Origin of the sequence: Rhizobium sp. N621, from assembly GCF_001664325.1 — a bacterium.
Classification (GTDB): Bacteria; Pseudomonadota; Alphaproteobacteria; order Rhizobiales; family Rhizobiaceae; genus Rhizobium; species Rhizobium esperanzae.
On record NZ_CP013497.1, the window covers coordinates 14,959 to 34,440 of the forward strand.

The 19,482-nt window shown below is 54.6% G+C and carries 17 protein-coding genes; 8 read left to right on the forward strand and 9 right to left on the reverse strand.

The features are described 5' to 3' along the window. Positions 1-4: 4 nt before the first annotated feature. From AMK00_RS22740 to AMK00_RS22750, 3 genes are all read right to left on the reverse strand, one after another. The gene (locus tag AMK00_RS22740) at positions 5-436 is read right to left on the reverse strand and encodes a TIR domain-containing protein (protein ID WP_012489395.1); all 432 of its coding nucleotides are present in this window, start codon (positions 434-436) and stop codon (positions 5-7) included. Between the two features lie 349 nt (positions 437-785). Beyond that, positions 786-1,667, reverse strand: coding sequence for a DUF4231 domain-containing protein (locus AMK00_RS22745; protein WP_041684037.1), 882 nt, complete (start codon positions 1,665-1,667; stop codon positions 786-788). Positions 1,668-1,790: 123 nt separating this feature from the next. Then, positions 1,791-3,134 carry a TRAFs-binding domain-containing protein gene (locus AMK00_RS22750; protein WP_012489397.1) on the reverse strand — a complete coding sequence of 448 codons (1,344 nt, stop codon included), beginning with the start codon at positions 3,132-3,134 and terminating at the stop codon, positions 1,791-1,793. A 170-nt stretch (positions 3,135-3,304) separates the two neighbouring features. Between AMK00_RS22750 and AMK00_RS22755 the strand changes: the two genes are divergently transcribed. The 6 genes from AMK00_RS22755 (at position 3,305) to AMK00_RS22780 (ending at position 8,855) form a co-directional block, all read left to right on the forward strand. Beyond that, the gene (locus AMK00_RS22755; RefSeq protein WP_012489398.1) at positions 3,305-4,438 is read left to right on the forward strand and encodes a carbohydrate kinase family protein; all 1,134 of its coding nucleotides are present in this window, start codon (positions 3,305-3,307) and stop codon (positions 4,436-4,438) included. A gap of 66 nt (positions 4,439-4,504) precedes the next feature. Then, positions 4,505-5,908 (forward strand): TIR domain-containing protein, encoded by a 1,404-nt coding sequence (locus AMK00_RS22760; RefSeq protein ID WP_064811953.1) that lies wholly within the window; start codon positions 4,505-4,507, stop codon positions 5,906-5,908. Beyond that, positions 5,905-6,609, forward strand: coding sequence for an 8-oxoguanine DNA glycosylase (locus AMK00_RS22765; protein WP_012489399.1), 705 nt, complete (start codon positions 5,905-5,907; stop codon positions 6,607-6,609). Before AMK00_RS22760 ends, AMK00_RS22765 begins: the two co-directional genes overlap by 4 nt. Next, positions 6,606-7,199, forward strand: coding sequence for a 7-cyano-7-deazaguanine synthase (locus AMK00_RS22770; RefSeq protein WP_041684015.1), 594 nt, complete (start codon positions 6,606-6,608; stop codon positions 7,197-7,199). The genes AMK00_RS22765 and AMK00_RS22770 overlap by 4 nt, the downstream gene beginning before the upstream one ends. After that, complete coding sequence (locus AMK00_RS22775; protein WP_012489401.1) at positions 7,200-7,667, forward strand: TIR domain-containing protein; 468 nt, start codon at positions 7,200-7,202, stop codon at positions 7,665-7,667. Between the two features lie 156 nt (positions 7,668-7,823). Next, the gene (locus AMK00_RS22780; RefSeq protein WP_012489402.1) at positions 7,824-8,855 is read left to right on the forward strand and encodes a hypothetical protein; all 1,032 of its coding nucleotides are present in this window, start codon (positions 7,824-7,826) and stop codon (positions 8,853-8,855) included. Positions 8,856-9,099: 244 nt separating this feature from the next. On the opposite strand, the gene AMK00_RS22785 is transcribed toward AMK00_RS22780, so the two are convergent. The 6 genes from AMK00_RS22785 to AMK00_RS22810 form a co-directional block, all read right to left on the reverse strand. Beyond that, complete coding sequence (locus AMK00_RS22785) at positions 9,100-10,608, reverse strand: argonaute/piwi family protein (RefSeq protein WP_082240375.1); 1,509 nt, start codon at positions 10,606-10,608, stop codon at positions 9,100-9,102. A gap of 4 nt (positions 10,609-10,612) precedes the next feature. Further along, entirely contained in the window at positions 10,613-12,067 is a 1,455-nt protein-coding gene (locus tag AMK00_RS22790; RefSeq protein WP_406549926.1) for a toll/interleukin-1 receptor domain-containing protein, read from the reverse strand. A gap of 400 nt (positions 12,068-12,467) precedes the next feature. Continuing rightward, positions 12,468-14,252, reverse strand: coding sequence for an ATP-dependent helicase (locus AMK00_RS22795; protein ID WP_012489405.1), 1,785 nt, complete (start codon positions 14,250-14,252; stop codon positions 12,468-12,470). After that, entirely contained in the window at positions 14,249-16,060 is a 1,812-nt protein-coding gene (locus AMK00_RS22800) for an ATP-dependent nuclease (RefSeq protein WP_012489406.1), read from the reverse strand. The genes AMK00_RS22795 and AMK00_RS22800 overlap by 4 nt, the downstream gene beginning before the upstream one ends. A 161-nt stretch (positions 16,061-16,221) precedes the next feature. Beyond that, a complete protein-coding gene (locus tag AMK00_RS22805) occupies positions 16,222-17,082 on the reverse strand; it encodes a nucleotidyl transferase AbiEii/AbiGii toxin family protein (RefSeq protein WP_012489407.1) in 861 nt (286 codons plus the stop codon). Then, entirely contained in the window at positions 17,079-17,906 is an 828-nt protein-coding gene (locus tag AMK00_RS22810) for a type IV toxin-antitoxin system AbiEi family antitoxin (protein WP_012489408.1), read from the reverse strand. Before AMK00_RS22810 ends, AMK00_RS22805 begins: the two co-directional genes overlap by 4 nt. Before the next feature lie 660 nt (positions 17,907-18,566). Between AMK00_RS22810 and AMK00_RS22815 the strand changes: the two genes are divergently transcribed. Further along, positions 18,567-18,827 carry a DUF982 domain-containing protein gene (locus AMK00_RS22815; protein WP_041684018.1) on the forward strand — a complete coding sequence of 87 codons (261 nt, stop codon included), beginning with the start codon at positions 18,567-18,569 and terminating at the stop codon, positions 18,825-18,827. 86 nt (positions 18,828-18,913) lie between these two features. Continuing rightward, positions 18,914-19,306 (forward strand): DUF2243 domain-containing protein, encoded by a 393-nt coding sequence (locus AMK00_RS22820; protein ID WP_237350510.1) that lies wholly within the window; start codon positions 18,914-18,916, stop codon positions 19,304-19,306. Positions 19,307-19,482 lie beyond the last annotated feature (176 nt).

Here is a 19,482-nt window from a genome sequence, read left to right on the forward strand (position 1 = left end):
GAACTCAACGGCAAACCTCATTGATCGCGCTTGCCAAGCTGTTGCTGTTCCAATTGACCATGATATTGGCCTGTTGCTCGAGCTCAACAGGCGTGCGCTGTTGATTGCGACGGCGTATGCCAATGATTGGCTTGGGGTACATGAACGCGTTCAAAGCGAGGTCGATTTCCGTCTGGATCCAGAACCGTTCGTTGACGTACATTCCCGCAGGAACGATCACGCAACTAGCTTGGCGAATCTGCTCCTTCAGCTTCCCCTTGAGGACTGAAATGCGAACGGCTTCATTGGGTGCTACTATCGGCTCGTTTCTGGGAACGCTGTAATCGCGGTAGGAAAACCAAGGAATATTCTGCGATGCCGTATCAAGTAACCGAATGACACCTTCGTAGCGTTCGCTGTAACTCCAAGCGTGGCTAATAAAAACATCGTATGTCATGTAATTTCAAATCCATTGTGGAAGCACCTGCGTTCTTCGTACACAGGCGGTGCAGTCGCCTACCAGTGGGATTCGATGAAATCCCCGGCTATTGTTTGTGATAACTGTTTAGCCCTGCAAAAAAGTCGGGTCGGCATGTATAATACGTTGCTGCATTATCCAATGCGGACCGAGGCTCAATCGTCACCGGGCTACGGGCACCGAATAGCGGTTTGCGATCTTCACATTTTGACAATTTTTAGCTTAGTTGCTGGCCGGTGACGGTTGAACCAAGTTGATCAACGACTTGTAGTCCTTCATCCTTCTCTGCCGCTAATCTGACAAGCCTTTTCCAGCCTGTCTCCAAAGACTATGCGTGTTGTTGCCTAGCCACCCATTGCGTATGTTCCCTAGAGAAGGCCTGCTCGGCCTCTACGACGAATTGTGAGAAATCGCCCTCAGTTTTCATCTCGGGGATCTTACCTCGAATGATGCCAATTTCATGTGCGGTCAACGTATACGAGGAAGCAAGTTCATTGAATTTCTTGACTTGCATCCAGCCTAGGATTGAGGAGGCGACCACGATTACTGGCTCTATTGGCCAAAATACGAAGGTTGGTTGGGTGATCCTCATTAGACTCAACACAATCGCAACCGCATATGCGATTACGCTCGCCACGACCCAGAGCCTGCTGGCTTTCTTGTTTGCGCCGGCCTTTTTCGCATACCATTTCCGTTGCTCAAGAATCCGATGTGTATCGTAGAACCGAATTCGATCTTCTAAGGGTAGGGCCCTCACATCTTCCATTGATGTCGTAATCTGGTCGGCGGCCGCCTGATCAGGAGGCATCCGATCGCCAATAAGCCTGTTTGCCGACAATATTTCGGCGAGGTACGTCCGGAATTCCGACCGGCGCATAGCAAGGTTATCGGCATCGCCAAATGGTTCGCCTCGCATGCAATATTTCCAAGACGACGTCTTGATAGATTCCGCGAGCGCACGCCCGCGGTACCAGCCTTGCTCCGGTTTCAGCAGGCTCCGCGTGATCATAAGCACCAACGAAGCAATCAAAATGAGCGCTGGGATAATGAAGTACAGCGAAGTCGTATAGAAATTCATAGAAGAAATGGTCGCTAGGAGCAGGAGGCCGTACTCAGCTTTAACCAGCCATAGAAAGAAGCTTTGCGAGCTCGCCGACATCACGTTAGCGGTCCTATAGAGAGCCGGATATTCGAACTGCGTAGTCGTCATGATGTTATCGGTCCAATCGCTCTGTCGGCTAGCGGCGTTCACAACGCAGCCTTTGCACATCTTCCAGTATCCACCACCAGTCTGTTGCCCACAGCAAGCAGGACAACAGAAGGATGAGATGTCTCAGACAGTCTTGTCCTTCGCCACTGAACGGAGTTCAGTGATGACGGCCAAAATCCAGGCTCGTTCTTCTGAATCGTTAGGTAAGGCATCCGCCAGCAGCTGAATGTTGTCGGCGGTGGTTTCCGGCTCCCATGGTTCGCGTACCCTTGGTATCAGATCGGCGAGGTGTTCTTCACTCAGCACTCTATCGTGGCTTAGCACGCCAAGTTCGAGGAGTGTCGCATAGTCCCAGTAGTCAGGCGTGCCGGTGGCTATCTTCCTCCTCACCGCGTATTCGACGACCGATCGCAGCTCGGAAATTCGTTTGTCGTTCGGATCGAACACATGGATCAACGTCAACGCGTTGATACCCGGATAAGCATCTCGCCAGTCAGCTTCAAATCCCCTGCTGTACGCTTCGATCGCCTGTTTCAGGAACCCTTTAGCTTTGGTCGGCTTTTTTTCGTTGCTGGCCGTCCGCCACCGGTCCTTGTAGACGCGACCTAAAATGCCATAGGTCTCACTACTTGCGCCACGTTGTTCTATAAGATCGAGCAGGACTTCTTCGGCTTTCTCACTGTTTCCTGCACGGTTTAGTGCGAACGCAAATTGCTCCCTTATCAGGATCGTATTTTGCAGCGGCGCATCAATTTTATCGAAGATTCGTACCATGTCAGGCCATGCTTTGGCGCCACGGTAGGAAAGGAACAAATCCACGATGACGCCGGCCTCTTCGTCATCGAGCGCGCCCAAGGTGAGTTCTACCTCATAAATTGCATCTCTGCCGAGCTTCCTAGCTTCGCTCAATTTGTTCTTCAGTTCAGCGGTGTAGGCAACTTGACTGCGAAAAACGTCGGTCTTTTCATGGGCGAGGTCAGGATATCCATCCAATAACTGATAGAGAGGGCTGTCTTTCTCCAGGTTTTTCCTAGCGGCTTTTATCTTGTCGACCAGGGTCTTGACGGATGCCCCTGTGTTCGCGGGTCCGCCTCTGCTACCGATCGGGTATGGCATTGCTCGCAGCGGCGCCACGTCGAATGGCAACCGACCCTGCCCCTCCGCGTAAAGGAGTACAGTGGTTCGCGGTTTCGCAGCATGCCGAACGCCGAGTTCGTAGAACACATTGGCGTTCGCCGTCGTCAGATCCGCCACCGCGAAGTCGCAGAGAACAAGCCGCTCAAACATTGGCTTATGGATAATGCCCCCTGCCTGCTCCTCATCAGCTCTGATCGGCTCCAGCCCAGCTTGTTCCACTGCTGGTTTGATAAGATCGCGATAGACCGCATCGAAATCGATCGGCTTCTCGCCGCCGGCAGATTTTTTTCCGAAAGGCATCAGCACAAAACACAATGGCTTATGGACCACTCCTAGAACTCCCCCTCGCGATCAGGCTACCTCACTCCGGTGGCCAGGAAACTTCCCCTGATTGAAATCGGAACTGCGGTTCTGAAATGCTGCTGTTCATCTATTGGCTATATGGCAAACTTCAACTACGAAATGCAATCTGACATTGAGAATAAGGAAGGTCGACTGCCATGTTCGTCGCCGGCGGACTTTATCGCGAAGTCTGTGAGACGCCATCCTGGAACCGAGAGTTCGGATCTGGGGTCAGAGCGGCGGCCGCCATCAGCAAGCTGTCACCAGGCACGAAATTTCACACCTATCGTTCGTGCCCAGGTGGCGAGGCTATGGGGTATCTAAAAGGACTTGGCGTCGATGTCGTCTGCGAGCAGCGCCCGACCGACATCGTGTTTGCATATTTCCATCCGTTATCAAACCCACTGATCCGGCCAGCTGTCGACCACGCTAGCACGCCGTTGGCCGTGACTGGCGATTGCGTTTTGAGGTTTGGTTTCCTGGAAGGTTCTGCAATCGTGAACGCCGAAAGGGCAGTCTACGACCCACAAGGATCGGGTACTGTCGAGCCATTCGAGGCCAACGGGTCGAAGGCGGGTGAGCTAGCGATCGTGCTCAATGAAGAAGAGCTTTTGCGATACAGCGGCAGCTCAGATATGAAAGCTGCCTGTGACACCCTACTCAATCAACGCCGAGCTGGCGTGATCGTCGTCAAGTGCGGCGTTCGAGGGGCACTTGTTGTAGAACGGGAGCGCACCAGCAACATTCCACCCTACCATTCGGAACGTGTTTTTAAAATTGGTACAGGCGACGTCTTTAGTGCAGTTTTTGCACATACCTGGGCGGAGCAACACATGCCGGCAGTCAAGTCCGCTGAAATCGCCTCGAAGGCCGTATCGTTCTATTGCGACGCCGATGAGGTGCCCTTGCCACCTTTGACCACAATATCGAGGTTTCCTCTCACTGGTACTTCACCAGCTTGTGTGGCTTTGCGAGGCTCCGTGGAGACACTTGGAAGGCGTTATTCTCTCGAAGAAGCAAGATATTGCCTTCAATCGCTTGGAATGGCAGTAGAGGCGGTCGACTTAGGTGATATGCCAATCGCACGACATGATGGCCCAAGAACCTTGCTGATCTTAGCGGATGGGCTCAATCCCCAAGCAGTTCAAGAAATGATCTCCACCCCCCCTAGGGCGCATCGAATTGTTGTGTTGGACGAGGAAAAGCGCCTTACACCCTGGGAGGGTATCGTATTTAAAGATGATTTCATCACAGCCTTGTATGTAGCCGCATGGCCTGTCGAAGCGCAATGATATGCTTTCACATTGCGCCCATGTATTGCAATGGTACCTTTCAGCGAGTCGGGGGGAACGCTCGTAATGGCGGATGTTTATGTCATCCACTCCAGCAAAGATAACGATAAGACACATAGAATGGTCAAGTTATTGGAAGCGCAGTGGGACGTCTGGTGGGATTACAATCTAGTCGGCGACTATTCGGAAGTTATCGAGCGCGAAATCGCTAAGGCAAAATGTGCGGTCGTTATCTGGTCGAAAGACGCCAGCGATAGCAAACCGGTACGCGAGGAAGTTCGTCTCGCCGAAAGACATCAAGTTCCTATAATTCCGATCCATCTGGATACGGTTGAAATGATGTACCCATTTGCCGGCCGGAGCGGTGTTAATTTTATCTCGTGGGACGATTCAGCCGCTCATTCGTGCTTTGAACAGTTAGTTGCAAAAATTTCAAACGTAGTCCCGCAAAAAAAGTCGGTCAGGCAACTGGTTCCTTCTCCGCAAATATCACTCACGTGGCCGAGTCTTCTTTTGTCCGTCTCGTCCCATGAGACGCAACTGGTGCCCTTCGATGCCGTCAAAGCACTCAGGTTGTTCGGCGCGTCAGCAATTCTGGTGTCAGCATACGATCTGCTTCCCTCTCGGCGCCCCAAGGGAATAATCCAGGAATTAAGACAAATTCAGGAGGATGGCGGATTTATCCTGATTGACTCGGGCAACTACGAGGCAACTCGGCGGGGGGACGACAGTTGGACAGCCTCGAAATTCGCAGAAGCAATGAAAGACGTTCCCCATGACTGGGCGTATTGCTTTGATGTCATGACGCCAAGGGTTGAGCCCGATAGGGCGATAGAAAGCGTAGTCAGGGCTGTGAAACGGGATCGTACTGCGGCCACGGCAAAAATATTGCCAATCGTCCACGCGCCAAAAGAGACCTTGAGTGGGTACAACGTCAAAGACCTACCGTACATTGTCAAAGAAGTTGCTGCCACACTCTCTGCTCCTCTTATTGCGGTAGCGGAAAGGGAGCTAGGGTCAGGCCTGATCGACCGAGCGAAGACGGTGAAGCGTATAAGGCGAGAGCTTGATAAGCTACCTTATTATCAACCCTTGCATGTGCTTGGAACCGGGAACCCTTGGAGTATTGCGCTTTTGGCCGCCGCAGGCGCGAACAGCTTCGACGGCCTCGAGTGGTGTCGAATGGTTGTTGATCAACAGACTCATCGATTGCATCACTTCCAGCATTTTGATTTCTTCAAATATCAGATGAGTTTTTCGGACTCGCAGGTGACTTTGGACGCGATCGATGATCCGAAGATCGAATACGCGGGTAAAGTAGCCCTGCACAATCTCGATTATTACCGCCAGTTTGAGGTGAGACTGGCAAATGCGATGAAGTATAAGCAAATGGAAAATATGCTGACGGACATGATTGGTCCGGCTAGCGTCCAGCAGATCAGGAACGCTATTCCGGATATCTTTCAATGAATTCGCTTCGCGACCGCCTCGAGCGTGCAGTCGTCTCGATATATTCCGACGTCGAGGAGAGGGCCCTATCGGTTCCCGCAACGTTCGAGGAACGTGTTCTTTGGAAGGAGTTTGCATGTTGCGTTCTTAGTAGCCAGGTGCCCTATCCCCTGTCGGTTGCAGCGGCCGAGGCTATCGACCGCGAAAGCGTTCTCCACATCGAGGCGCTGGAGGACACCGAGGATCGGCTTGTCTCTATTTTAAGGGCACCCCTCATCGTAGATGGAGCATTCAGACGCTACCGGTTTCCTGCTTCGCGGGGACGCCAACTTGCAGCCGCGCGGGTCACCGTAACGCGGCAAGCCGGCACCCTAGGAAACTTGCTCGAGATACATCAGGACCCTGCCAAGTTGAGATCGTGGCTCGTCGAAAACACCCTTGGTATGGGACCGAAGCAAGCCAGCATGTTTCTACGCAATTGCGGGGTCAGCTATGACCTCGCCGTACTTGACCGGCATGTGCTCGAATATATGGCAGAGATGGGTCTCTGCTCAGCCGCTCAAAGCTCGATTTCGAAGATGTCTGAGTACCGCAGGCGGGAAGATACCTTGCGTTCCTATGCCAGCAGCCTCGGCGCAGCCGTAGGTCTGATGGATTGGGCCATATGGATCGTGATGCGAATGTTCAAACAAAAGTCGGTTACTGAGGAACTTCTAATATGAGCGTAGTTACATTGGTGTCCGGCGGTCTCGATTCCACTTTGGTAGCCTATTTGGCGATCGAAGAAGGACTGAAGGTTCATCCCCTGTTCGTCAATTATGGCCAACGAGCGATTGATCGCGAGCTCGCCGCTTGTAAAAACAGTATGATGAAGTTGGGAATCCTGGACGAGCTCGAAATAGCCGACCTCTCGGGATACGGAAGGTTGATCCGCTCCGGACTGACTGACCCCAACAAGCACATCGTTGAAGACGCGTTCACGCCCGGTCGCAATATGCTGTTTTTGCTGACGGCAGCGGCGCACGCTCACCAAGTCAATGCCGACGCGGTGTCGATTGGTCTACTTCACGAAGAAACAAGTCTATTTCCCGATCAAACGTCTGGTTTCTTGCAAGACGCCGAAGCTCTAATCACTCGCATCATGGGCCGCTCAATCAAGGTGCTTGCGCCGTTAGCGGCCTTCCACAAAGATGAAGTGATACAACTCGCAAAAGCTAAAGGTGTAGGCGGCACATACTCGTGCCATCTCGGCTTAGAGGAACCTTGTGGCGAATGTATTGCATGCAATGAATTTAAGGTCGGGGAGGCTTGAATGGGAGGCGGAAGCAGCGGAAGTTGGAGTCGGTTAGGCGACATCCGTTCCCTTGAAGAAAAGGCAAAAGCGGCCCTCCAAGGTGGAAAGCGTAACGTCTTTATCAGCTTCGCGACCGAGGATATCAACGAGGTGAATCTGCTTCGAGCTCATGCGAAGAACGAAAACAGCGATATCGAATTCAATGATCACTCGGTCCGCGAACCTTACGACAGTGAGAGAGCAGCTTATATCAAGCAGAAGATCACCGAACGGATCAATCGCTCCTCGGTAACGGTGGTCTACTTGTCGGAGAGCACTGCGCAGAGCCAATGGGTGCAATGGGAGGTCGAGAAGAGCATCAGTCTCGGCAAGAGGGTCATCGCTGTGCACCCGCAAGGCAAGGCTCCCACAGTTAATCCACAGTGGATAAAGGAAAACCAGATCAAAGTTGTCCCTTGGAACAAGCTGTCCGACGAGCTCAGATAGCTGCTTTTTAGTTTCGGGGAAGCACTACGTCCTGACCGGTGCCTGGCAAGCTGATCCATTAGGAAAATCTTGCAAGGCGGTGCCGCGAGCGCACAGTTAGATCGACACTATGCTCGCGAATACGAGAGGCAACGAATTCTGTGGTTCGGGGGTGACATGGGCAGAATGAAAGAACTCATGATCGAGTATCGCAATCAAGAAGCGGACTTCATGGAACTTGCCGAACAAATTCTCAAATCTAATGGCTATCAATGGCTCGGCGGCAGAGACCCTGAAAATTACGATCCTGCCGACCAGGTCCCCTACGACTGGAAGATGCGTGGCCCCGACGGCAATGTTACATTGGTTGATGTCAAAATTTATCGGTCGAACCAACTTGATCAAACTCTCGTTTGGAATGGCTTGCAGCAACTTTCGATTGCTGCCTCCTACGAGAATATCCAGCATGTTGCGATCGTGACAAATATCGAACTGTCGCCCGACGTAGTCAGGAGCGGCATGTATGGGCAATACCATTTTGACTTGCTCGATTTCCGTATGCTCAGGGATATGGCGCACTCGGAAGAAGAACTCGATCAACTATATCAAGCCGCTGCCGAATTTCGCGACGAAACCTGGGCCACGCAGCCATTTCGCCCGACACCACCGAAGGACAGCTTCGATGCCGATGAGGCAAAACGGAAATTAAGGGAGTGCCCCGTTGGCGATGGCCCAAAATACGAGCAAGCTTGCGAATATGCCATACGCGGCGTTTTCGCAAATGATTTCAATCCGTGGTCCAGCAAGCAGCACAAGATTGCGGACGGTTTTCATCGGCTAGACTTGCTAGGGCACATCAATTCGCAACAGGACTTCTGGAAAGGTCTTCGATACGATTTTCGAACCCGTTATGTTGTATTCGAGTTTAAGAACTACGCCGAAAGGATCACTCAAAAGGAAATATACACGACAGAAAAATATCTATTTGCCGGCGCATTGCGAATGATTGCAATAATAATTGCGCGGAATGGTGAAGATGCCGGTGCAAAAGCAGCCCGTGAAGGCGCTTTGCGTGAACACGGTAAACTTATTATACTTCTTACAGGCGATGAACTGATCAATATCATTGGCGCGTTCAGGGCAGGTGACGACGTTCATGGTTTGTTACTAAACAACCTACATAACATGCTTAGTGTAATAGGTCGTTAAACAAATAATTCAACTCAAGTGCTTCTCCTGGCCCTGGATTTCGAAGGCGCGAAAAACGCGCAGGGATTGTCCTATGGCCAACTGAGAGAAACGCGTGGCCAAAGCTACACGAGTTGTTCCAGCCTTTCTCGAGGGTTCGGAAAGTTTCGATTTGGAAAGGAGGCTGGAGCGATCACTTCGCCGGTGCGCAACATTTCGAGGGGAGCAACTGAACGCCTGTGCGTGAGGCGTGAGGCCAGTTGCCTTATATATAATACTTGAACGGCAGCTTCGGTTCGCCGGTCCGTGGTGCCGCGAGGATCACGTCGCCCACCGCGTCGGCGAAACGTATCGTCACCGGCAATCGATCGTTATGCAGGCAAGAATTGAAATTGATCTTGGTCAGGCCCATCACGTCCCCGAGAACCGTTTCAAGTTCGCAATCTCCGCGGTGAATGCGGACTTCTATCGGATTCGGCGTCTCTGGCCCTTGGTAGGTATCAAGGCGCGGGGCGAATCCCGACGTCCAGAGGAACGCGCGGCGTTCGTGCAATATCAAGGCCGTTCCGCGGATGACCGGATATCGACCGGGCCGGTATAGCTTCATGCGGTCTTTCGCATCGGAAATCTGCACTCCTACGACATTGGTCCCCGGAGCAGCGGCCTTGAAGCCTTTCCATTCCGGGTCCGCGAACGAGGACTTGGCATGAATGAACAGCTCAGCGGGCGGCTGTCCATCATGCATTTGTTGATATTCGCCGATAACCATCTCAACTAAACTGCTTGCCGCGTCCTCGCTCAGATGAAATTGCTTGGATTCGGAATGAAACCATGGGCCGAGCGCACCGCGAAATACGACGCCTTCACCGCTCGAAAGAAACATCTGGGCGGCGCAACAGGCGAAGCGATCATCGGAACTATTGTCCTGTCGCTTATAGGCGAGGCCGACATAGCAAACGCCGGGTCTGACGTCGGCCAACTGCCATGGTCGTCCACCATCCTTGTAATAGGCGCCGGTCAATATTTTCCAGGCGATCGTTGCAGGGTCCTCCAATCGTCGCAGTGGCTTGCCGATTTTGTTCAGGAAATCGTTAGGCGCCAATGTGGTTTCCCTAACGATCTGAGTGACGATACGGTCTCTGAGCAGACGTGCCTTCAACTGGCGCCTGAAATGGGTGGCATATTGATAGATCTCCGCCGCTTCCAGATCTTCGGGGAAGAACGTCGGCTCCAACATCAAGTCCCTGGCAGCAGACTTGGACAGTTTCACCGAACCGCGGATGCGGTCCGCCTTGGGGACGCTTGATTGGGGTCGCCCGAGCTTGTAGATTTCCTCAGGAATAACCACGAACCAGAAATTCGGAGGTGCCTCCAAGCGATCGGCGGCCGCCACCAGTGGGTCGACATACAGATCCACGGTGCTTTTGATCGCCTCGTTCCTGTTCTCCAGGCGAAGAGCCCGCGAGACAGCCGCGGGGTCGATGCTATCGATGATGTGCCGTGGCTTGTCTGGCCAAGCACTGGCGAAGGCGGCACCATAACCCGGAAACGGCACATGCTGCGGGTCGTCATTGGCGGCGTCTATGACATTGCCGACCGAGCCCATCCACTGCCGGAAGCGAGCGACTCCCGCGGGAGTGCCGATCACGCCGAAATTGATGGGTGCTCGCCCTCCGTCGCCTGGACCGAACAGAAATAGTCCGTCCCGTGGATAGACCATGCGCTGGCCGTAGCGAAACTCGAGCATCGGCTCGAGAACATGAATTGCTCTCAACCTGTCACTCCTCATCTCCGGGTATATCGAAGTCATTCTCGTCATCGAACCCGGCTTCGTCGTCCGAGCTTGCGAGAATGTCGCCCGTTTCCTCGTCCTCGTGCTCCTCGGCAGCGGTGGCCTCCGCCTCCAGCCCGAAAGATACGTCGAACTGGACCGGAGGTACTTCGAGCGCCATGAAAGCATCGCCGCCCATGTCGATGGACAACTCGGTCGCGTCACCGACGAGCCATCCCAGGTAAGCGAGCATCAGATCCCGCCACCGATCATTGCGCCAAGATTTGCACATGGTTCGCCGCATCGTGTGCATGCGCTTGGCGTCACCGACCGTAGACCGACCATCCACCGTAAAGATCACGTGGCCGGAGAGGCGAAAGTGACGGAATGGGGCGGTAGCTGGCCATGCGCTGACTCCATAATGCCAGAACACGTTGCGCGCCTTGGACTGCCCGACGAGTTGCCGGCGCCCGGATAGGCCGTCTTTCCAGGAAAAGGCTTTCTGCTCCACGCCGGCCGCATTCTTGTCAGGCCACCACATGTACCGGCCACTCGCCATTTCCGTGGCCTGTAATCCGGCCTGTCCCAGCCGGCGATCGAAACCTTGTCTCATGAGATCGACGACATGGCGTCGCGCATCATTGGCGTCGATACGATAGCCAGGAGCGCCCCTCGTAAGAAACTCTTCCGTTTCGACTATCCCGGCGATGCTCATCGGGAGACTGTCGCCGAAGTGTTCATGCAGTGCCGGTGGGGAGGCGAAGGTAAGAAAACCGCGCCCCAAGGGCACCACCGGCAATGGGCAGCTCTTTATGGCGCGGTCCTTCGCACCGATCGAGATCCCGCCGGCAAAGTCATAAATCCGCAGGTCCCGCGGCAAGGCTTTCACACGTAGCCAGTTCGATATAAGCTTTTCGCCCGTTTCTACCACGCTCTGTCCGTCCCGCAGGGAGATCTCGCGCCAGATTCGAGAGCGCTCTGAAGCGCCTCGACGGGGTATACCCGCGCCTTCCAAGGTTTCGATCAAGTCACGCAAGCCTTGGGCCCAGCCACCCATGAAGTCGACGCGCTGGGCATGGACCATCTGGAATGAGGACTCGTATTCGGCCGTTCGCAAAGGAATGACGAAGCTGTCATCCTTGATACCCTTACCGGTCGTCAGGGCGATACTGATTTCGTTTCGTACGCCTTGCTTGGCTATACTGACCGGGTTCGAAACGACTAGAACTTTGCCGGCTCGGTGGCGGATCGCGTCTTCAAGGACCACTTCCCAGTTATCTCCGCCTTTTAGGCGGAAGATATCAGCCCAAACGTCATAGCCCATGGCGTCAAGCCGATTGCCCAGCCAGAGCGTAAACGCGTTGTCCTCCGGTGTTGCATGACTAATGAAGATGCTCTCTCGGACAGCATCCGAAGCCACACTAGAATTTGCGATTACAGAATCAGCATTTGTCACTGACACGTCCCCGATTCTGTCAGAACTGAGTGAGAACATATAGAGAAACAATGATGCTGGCAGTCAAGGCCGGGACCGGTGCTGCACAGGGGCAAAGTATTGGCCAGCAACAAAACAATTGGTCATCCGCATTTAGTTAGCAAAAAACCATAGGAATTTGATGGCTGCATTCTGGTCGCCGACATCAAAAATCCGACAGGCCGCCACCTCGGCCTCATCGAGCCGATGTCGGCGATTGGGGAATCTGAACCGGAAGGCCCTTCTAACAACGGGGTCGCTGGTTCTGATCCCTTCAAGACCTTCATTTGACGATGAAACGGTTTATCCGCTGATGTTGCGTGCAACTAATCTCCTGAATAGCGTAAACCGCGCATCCTTCGACTTCGGCCGTAGAAGTTGGCTAAGGTTACCAATCTTCCGAGCCCCCCAACATCAGCCCTGCTTCGGTGATGAACGGGCAGGGCCGATTACGCCTGTCGGAGAAATCGGATGCGACAAGCAAAACTTTTTTTGCACGAGTGATGCCCACATAGAACAGTCGCCGCGCTTCATCGTACTGCTCTTGGGTGGTGCTCGAAAAATGAGGAAGGTGGCCGTAGTTCATGCTGATCAATGCGACCGCATCGAATTCGCGACCCTTAGAGTTGTGCATCGTAATCAACTTGAGAGCTTTTTCCGGGTTGGCAAACAGCCCCATGTCAGAAATAGCGAGGTTTTCAAGGTCCACGCGATTTGCCCGCATGTCCCGAACCATCTCATCCGCTGACGCTTCAAGGAGCGCTGTCGGCGGGGCCGGGACCCAGCCGTCAGTATACAGCTGCTCCGCGATTTCAGCCGCGATTTGATAAAGCCAAGCCTTTCCACCAGGATGAGCCGTCGCGCAAGCTCGTGCGCGATAGATCAATGCCAGTGCGGTCCGACGTCCCGCATAGCTGAAGACGTCAAACCGCGTCGCGCCCGTGATGTCGCCTATAAGCCTGAAGAGCGCTTTCTCAACGCCTGGAAGGCCGAGAAAATGCTCCGACTCGGCACAGGCCCCAAGTTGTTCGGCCAAGCCGGCGAGCAGGCGTCGTCGTCTATATGGCCTCGCACCCGGCCCGAAAACAGGGATATCAAACTCCCTTAACGCACGCGCTACGGGTATGAGGTGCGTCCACCACGGCGCGAGAACGGCCGCGTTTCCGAGCTCGATACCTTCGTCCTGCAGCATAGGCAGAAAATGCTCGGTGATTGCGTTGAGGGGTTGGGAGACATGAACGTAGGTAACCTTGGCATCAAAATCCTTCGCTTTTCCTTCCGAATGCATGCGAGGATTGGTCGCGATCAAGGTGTGCGCTGTATTGACGACGCCGGGCGCGGACCGAAAATTTGCAGTCAGCGAATAGTCTAGCTCGGCGCCAATCTCGGTCGCAAATTCTTGCGCCAAATCGGGGCGGGCACCGGCAAAGCTCATGATTGACTGGTTGTGGTCGCCGACCATAAAGAATTTCGTGGTCAGGTGGCGGTGCAGCTCGCGAAAAATCGCCAGCTGAACGTCGGTAGTGTCTTGAAACTCGTCGACCAAGAGCCATTCAAAGCGTGCCGCGATTCCTCTGGCAACAAATGGATGTTCGCGCAGAATACGGAGCGAGTAAAAAAGGATCATCGCGAAATCAAGAAAGCCGCGCGCGCGGACGAATTCCCAGTACAAAATGGCGGAATCGCGCGTCACGATACCATGCTCAAAACCGTCACCTGCCGGCTCGCCATGGACGTCGACTCGCAGAGATTCGTAATCGTCGAAGGTTCTTGCCATGGTGGCGCGACCGAAGTGGTCCTCTACCGCCTCTACGATTTGCTCGAAATCCGCGATTTCCCGTGTCAAAACCTTGAAAGTTGGCGGCAACTCAGCAACGAGCCAGCTGTAAGGCCTCAGAATGTGTTGAAGGCAGAACGAGTGGATCGTTGAAACATCGCACTTTTCAGTGCTCGTGTTCGTTCCGTAGACCCGCAGGCGCGATTCAATCTCATCCACGGCCGCATTTGTGTAGGTTATGCAACCGATAAATCGGGGGGATTTCTCGACGGTATCGGCAAGCCCAAGAAGCTTTGCGAGGATCACGCGGGTCTTGCCGCTGCCGGGGCAGGCGGCAAGCAGCAGGTGTTTTTCCACCTCGACGGCCGACTGCTGCTCCTCGGTCAGCGAGATCATTCTGAGAGCCATTCAAACGCTTGTTGGATGTATTCAGGGAGCTCGTTCGCATGATCGGCAAAACGTGCGGCGACCTGAGCGTAGCGCGCCTTGCCAAATCTCTTGGCGGTGTTCAGCACGGCTCCCCCGAGTTCCACCCGGAGCTTGACTTCATCATCGAGCTGCAGAGATCCCGAACATAGTTTGGCATAGCCGGAGGACAAGGCCTCATGAATTTTCGGTGCACCCAATGCCTCTGCGGCCGCGATGTGCATTGGCAAAAGGCCCTTGGTTGTAAGCTCGCGTTCGAAGGTCGTTGCTCCAAGAAAGACTTGAACAAAATCGTTCTCGAGCGCCATCAGGTCGGGGGCAGAGTCGTCCGGGTTGAAATCAAGCGCGGTAGCATCTGATGGAATGAGATCTGCGTCCGCCACGATCGCGCATTTCTTTTCCAAGGAGCCGTGCGCGAAAAGTTTGGCATAGACGTCGAAGTGAACACCGTGGATCGGAGTCAATGAAATGCCGACACGCTCCAGCTTTACCTTGTGCACACTTTCGATGAGAGCGGGTATCAAGAATAGCTCGGCGGCCCCTTCGACCAGCATGACCTTCCTCGCGTAGAGAAGGCTGCTTTTCGTCGAGTCTAGATAGCGCTCTAGGTCGGAAATTTCGCCGGACGTCAATTTCGCATTCAAGGCGAGATTGCCAGCCGCGATGCTGGCATCGCCTCGTTTTGTGAGCGATACGATTGTCTTGAGGGGAACCTGCGACGTCACATGGGTGCTGTGGCTCGTGAGAACCGTCTGAACGCCGATCGAGTTTAGTGCAGAGATGAGAGAATATTGAAGCTGGGGATGCAGGTGAGCCTCGGGTTCCTCGATAAGGATGAGCTGTCCTGAAGAGTTTCCGCCGGCAATGCGCCGTTTGAGATATTCGATGAGGATCGAGATATAAAGGATGTTGTTCATCCCCAAGCCGTTACGGCCTGGTTCGAACTCCTGGAGAGACGTATCCGACAGGATAAGTTTGAGATTGCGCAGGATGGCCCGAAACGTGGCCGCCGAGAGCCCTAGCTTTGCACCCATCTCGAAAGCTGGACCCGAGACGTCTTTGAAGCGCGAATCGATCGCCTGAGCTACATCGGAAATGGTTTTCGATTTCGCGATCAGATTGTTTGCTTCATCCAGGATCTGGATCAGCTCCTCCTGCTCTTCCTTTGGAATCTCGAAGGACTCGATCAGCTTGATCAATGGCGATTGACGTGGATTGCGCAAATCGCCCTCGACGTCTCGAAGGGCCGGCAGATGGATAACAAGGAACGACTGAAGATCGGCAAATCGCACTGCTTCCCCAACGCCATCTTCGTTCCACTCGAGGTCGAGGAGATCGATCGCCGGGTTTCCTCCTCCGCGGATCTCCCAGGCGTAATCGTCCAGCGTCAAGCTACCGGATTGGATAGCACCGCTCGCGAGTTGCTCGCGAACCCCAGGCTTGGGTCGGAATCGGTAAAAGATCCTCGCGCGGTCGGTGCCCGTCTTCCACGTGCTGACTAGAGCCTCTTCATTCACAATTCCCTCGAAACCTGTCAATTCGACCCCAATTAGGACCTGTGTGGGTATCGAGATATCCACATTGGCGTTGATGTCTTCTCGGAGAAGCGAGCGCAAAGTCGACGGAAGCGAAATATCAAGGCAGATCTGAATGGCCCGCAGAATTGCGGTTTTTCCGGTATTGTTCTCACCTATGATACAGCAGAGATCGTTTTCGACATTGACGTCAAGGCGTTGAAACGTCCGAAAATTCTTAATAACGATCCTTGCTACGCGCACGAGAAGTCCTGTTCCGCCGACTCAGTCCAGCAATTGATTTACCCGCGAAAAGTGTACACCGAGAAGAGCTGGTGCGCGATGCCGCTTTGCTGTAAAACGAAGCTCACATAGTGGCGCTGTTCCAGCGAGCGCGTCACACAATCCCGACGCTTTAAGCTGGTTTACAGCCCGAACCGTTTTCGCATTTCCCCCGCCTTCGCCCACTCGTCGCCGGGCATCCGGTCGATCAGTTCCTTCATTACCCTAGAAAACGCGGCCTTAAGCGTTTCTTCGGTCAGAACCTTGGCGAGATCTGTCGGAAGCAGCGGGCCCATGTCAGTGAAGAAGCCCGGATTGACGAGTTTCTGGAACATGCGCTGCTGCGCCTCGGCTCTGGAAATCGCTACCTCTCCTTTCTCAAGGTAGAGCAGAAAACACTCGACGATCCTGGCCGAGTTCAGCCCCTCGAACACTCTGAGCGCGTAGTCAAGGTCGAACAGATCGCGGCCCTTGTTGCGTTGAAGCAAGGCACGCAGCTTGGTCGCCAGCATTTCTTCCCGAGAGAAGGTCGGGATTGCAGCCGTTCCGGTGAACCACGGATTTTTGACGCCAAACGGAATCTCGATGGGTGGATCGTAAGCTTCACGCTCGCGTGTGTTGATTTCGATCTTGAGTTTTATCGGACCGGGAGAAGCCTTGTCTTCTGCTTCGACAGCGTATTTAAGTTTGGGCGCAACCGGGCTTTGATCGAAACGCGGCTTGCCTAGCCACGAATCGAGAACGTCCTGCAGATGCTCCAGTAACGGTCGGATAGGGCCGGCAGTCGTCCTCACAAGGTCGATGTCTTCCGAATAGCGCAGCGGCTTGGGGAAGTGCAGCTTGTTGAGCGCAGTGCCGCCGCGGAAGCGCAGTTCGTCACGCAGGAACGGATCGGAGAAGATGGCGACAATCGCGCGGCTGATTATGAGATCCTGCTCGACTTGCCGTTGACTTGCCCACGGCACCACACCATTCCAGGCGGTGATGTAGTCCTGCGGTATCATTCGTCGATCTCCGGCGGTCGGCGAACGATCACACGCCAGTGCTCATCGCGTTCGGATGGCGGCGGCGACAGATCTGGATCTCCGGCCTGCTTGGGGTCGAGTTCGACCCATGGCAACGGCCCACGCGGAGATAGCGCTGCAAACATCGCTTCCGCTATCTGCGAGTGCCCCAGCCTCCCAAGTAGATGCCCGAGGCGTTGTGCGACCGCTTTCTCGAGAGCACGCGACAGGGAGGCAAGCTTTTTGGGTTGCAACTGTCCGGCAAGTTCGGAAAGCACCGTAGCAATATTGTCCAGACCAGCCCCGGAATGCGGATAGCGTACCAGGTCGAACGCCGTCAGTTCCGGCGAGGATAACTTCATATATCCCGAAGGCGTCTTGCGGTCTTCGATTCCTGCCGATACCGCTCCCATATCCTTGCGGTATGAAAACACGATCCGCGTTCGCCCAGCCTCAATATCGGGCAGGAGTTTGTTCGTGACGACCTGAAATTCCATGGAGGCCTGGTGGGAGGCGCCATAGGCGGCCGCGGCCGTCAGCAACCCCACATAGTAGGGCCGTTTTTCGTGGCGCATCAGGGCGTCGATATACCACTCCGGCGGCGGCGCTCCCATGACTGCGTGCTGAGGCGGCACAACCACATAAAAGCCGCGCCGGGGTCGGATAAGCTGGCCGCGCCGCTGCAAACGCTCGGCGGCGTCAAGGAATGCGCCCCGGCTGATGCCGATCTCCTGCTGGGCTTCATCCGCAGAAAAAACTCCCCGGCCCGCAGCAAGTAGCCCAGAAGCGTAGGAAGACAGTGTGGGTCGTTCGATTTGTATCATATCTCATTATCCGCTTTTAGCGCGGAAAACTCAATATGATGCCGCAACTGAATCATTCTCGGAAATCCGCCCTTATTGCGGAAAATGCAATATGACTCACTAGCGTAGTTGCCACCAATGCCAGCCGCGGGGTAGATGACCGCCGCCATTTTCTCGAATTTTCTCACCATTCAGATGCTCAGTTAGGCCAGAAGTAGCCATTCTAATAGGCCTGCCAACCGTGGCGATTAATCAGTCTTGAACAAGCAAACCAATCAGTCCGTGCTTGGCTCTCGATCGGCAATCCTGAAACGCGAGTTATTGTCCCGCTTATAAAAATTAGCACAAATAAATGCTGCTGGAACGACAGGGTCGGCGGTCCGAATCCGTTCAAGGCGGCCGTCTTGGAACTGCTGAGCCGTCGATTAGACTCCCGTCCAGGCGTGAGAGCTCACCGCTGCGATAGATCTGCCATCGTCGCGTCCATTAAATTCCGGAGCAAGGTGCTTCGGACCTACAACGTAGAGCACTGCGGTCTAGCCTCCCAACCAATAAGCTTCTTAGGCAAGGAGGTGGCGTCGCGCAATTGTGCGGCGCGTTCGGTTGCGCACTCAAATCGGAGGCCAGGGAACTCGCGTCCCCTGCGCTGGTTTGTCGGGACGAAACGAATGGAGGTCCTTAATGGACAAGGTCATCGACGTCGATTTCCACGTCACCTGGCAATCGCCCGTCTTCGTCCGGATCGGCGACGGCATGCGGGAACGTATTGACGGGCCGGACGCGGCATTGGCGGCGCTTCTCCATCGCTGGCCCTCGACCAGTCAAGCGGGATACGCCGTCGCCAAGCGCCGCTGCGTCGACGCGATCGCGAAGCGCGGCAGCCCGGAGCTTGCCCGCGAGGCTTTCGTGGAAGCGGCAGTCTCGGCTAGGGTGCTGGGATGATAGGATTGGAGCGGCGGCCCGCACGAAGCTTACCACTGTCCGCCGGCCTGCTCTTGGGCCTCGGACTCGGAGGCTTCTTCGACGGCATTGTTCTTCACCAGCTTTTGCAGTGGCATCATATGCTCAGTTCCTGGTACCCGATCACATCGATCGAGAACCTTGAACTGAACACCTTCTGGGACGGCGTCTTCCATTCTGGTACCTACGTCTTCGTGCTCGCCGGTCTCTTCATCCTTTGGCGGTCCGGTCGCCTCGGCCATTTCCGCTGGTCGACGGCCGACCTCGTCGCGACAATGCTCATCGGCTTCGGAGCATTCAACCTGATCGAAGGCATTGTCGATCATCAGGTTCTCGGCCTCCACCACGTCAACGAAACCGCTCCTCGCGGAGAGTTGCTCTTCTGGGACATCGGCTTCCTTGCCTGGGGTGGGGCGATGGTCGCCATCGGCGTAATGATCATGAGGCGACGACATGTCTGAGGTGCTTCGTGAACTCCGCACGGCAATAATCTGGGCCGCGTTCGGTCTTGGTCTTGTCTTCGCGACCCGACCGGTGTGGTCGTTTCTTCTCTTCGGCCCAAACCTCACGCTTGAGCACCTACTCTCATTGCGGTGCTTTGGCCTGCCGACATGAGGCGCCGGTCGAGCGCGCGACC

Bases quoted from the DNA above. Each gene is read 5' to 3' on its own strand.
- AMK00_RS22795 (WP_012489405.1), bottom strand. From the start codon at position 14,252: ATGATCTCGCTGACCGAGGAGCAGCAGTCGGCCGTCGAGGTGGAAAAA.
- AMK00_RS22760 (WP_064811953.1), top strand. From the start codon at position 4,505: ATGGCGGATGTTTATGTCATCCACTCCAGCAAAGATAACGATAAGACA.
- AMK00_RS22755 (WP_012489398.1), top strand. From the start codon at position 3,305: ATGTTCGTCGCCGGCGGACTTTATCGCGAAGTCTGTGAGACGCCATCC.
- AMK00_RS22780 (WP_012489402.1), top strand. From the start codon at position 7,824: ATGGGCAGAATGAAAGAACTCATGATCGAGTATCGCAATCAAGAAGCG.
- AMK00_RS22815 (WP_041684018.1), top strand. From the start codon at position 18,567: ATGGACAAGGTCATCGACGTCGATTTCCACGTCACCTGGCAATCGCCC.
- AMK00_RS22745 (WP_041684037.1), bottom strand. From the start codon at position 1,667: ATGACGACTACGCAGTTCGAATATCCGGCTCTCTATAGGACCGCTAAC.
- AMK00_RS22805 (WP_012489407.1), bottom strand. From the start codon at position 17,082: ATGATACCGCAGGACTACATCACCGCCTGGAATGGTGTGGTGCCGTGG.
- AMK00_RS22765 (WP_012489399.1), top strand. From the start codon at position 5,905: ATGAATTCGCTTCGCGACCGCCTCGAGCGTGCAGTCGTCTCGATATAT.
- AMK00_RS22740 (WP_012489395.1), bottom strand. From the start codon at position 436: ATGACATACGATGTTTTTATTAGCCACGCTTGGAGTTACAGCGAACGC.
- AMK00_RS22810 (WP_012489408.1), bottom strand. From the start codon at position 17,906: ATGATACAAATCGAACGACCCACACTGTCTTCCTACGCTTCTGGGCTA.
- AMK00_RS22775 (WP_012489401.1), top strand. From the start codon at position 7,200: ATGGGAGGCGGAAGCAGCGGAAGTTGGAGTCGGTTAGGCGACATCCGT.
- AMK00_RS22770 (WP_041684015.1), top strand. From the start codon at position 6,606: ATGAGCGTAGTTACATTGGTGTCCGGCGGTCTCGATTCCACTTTGGTA.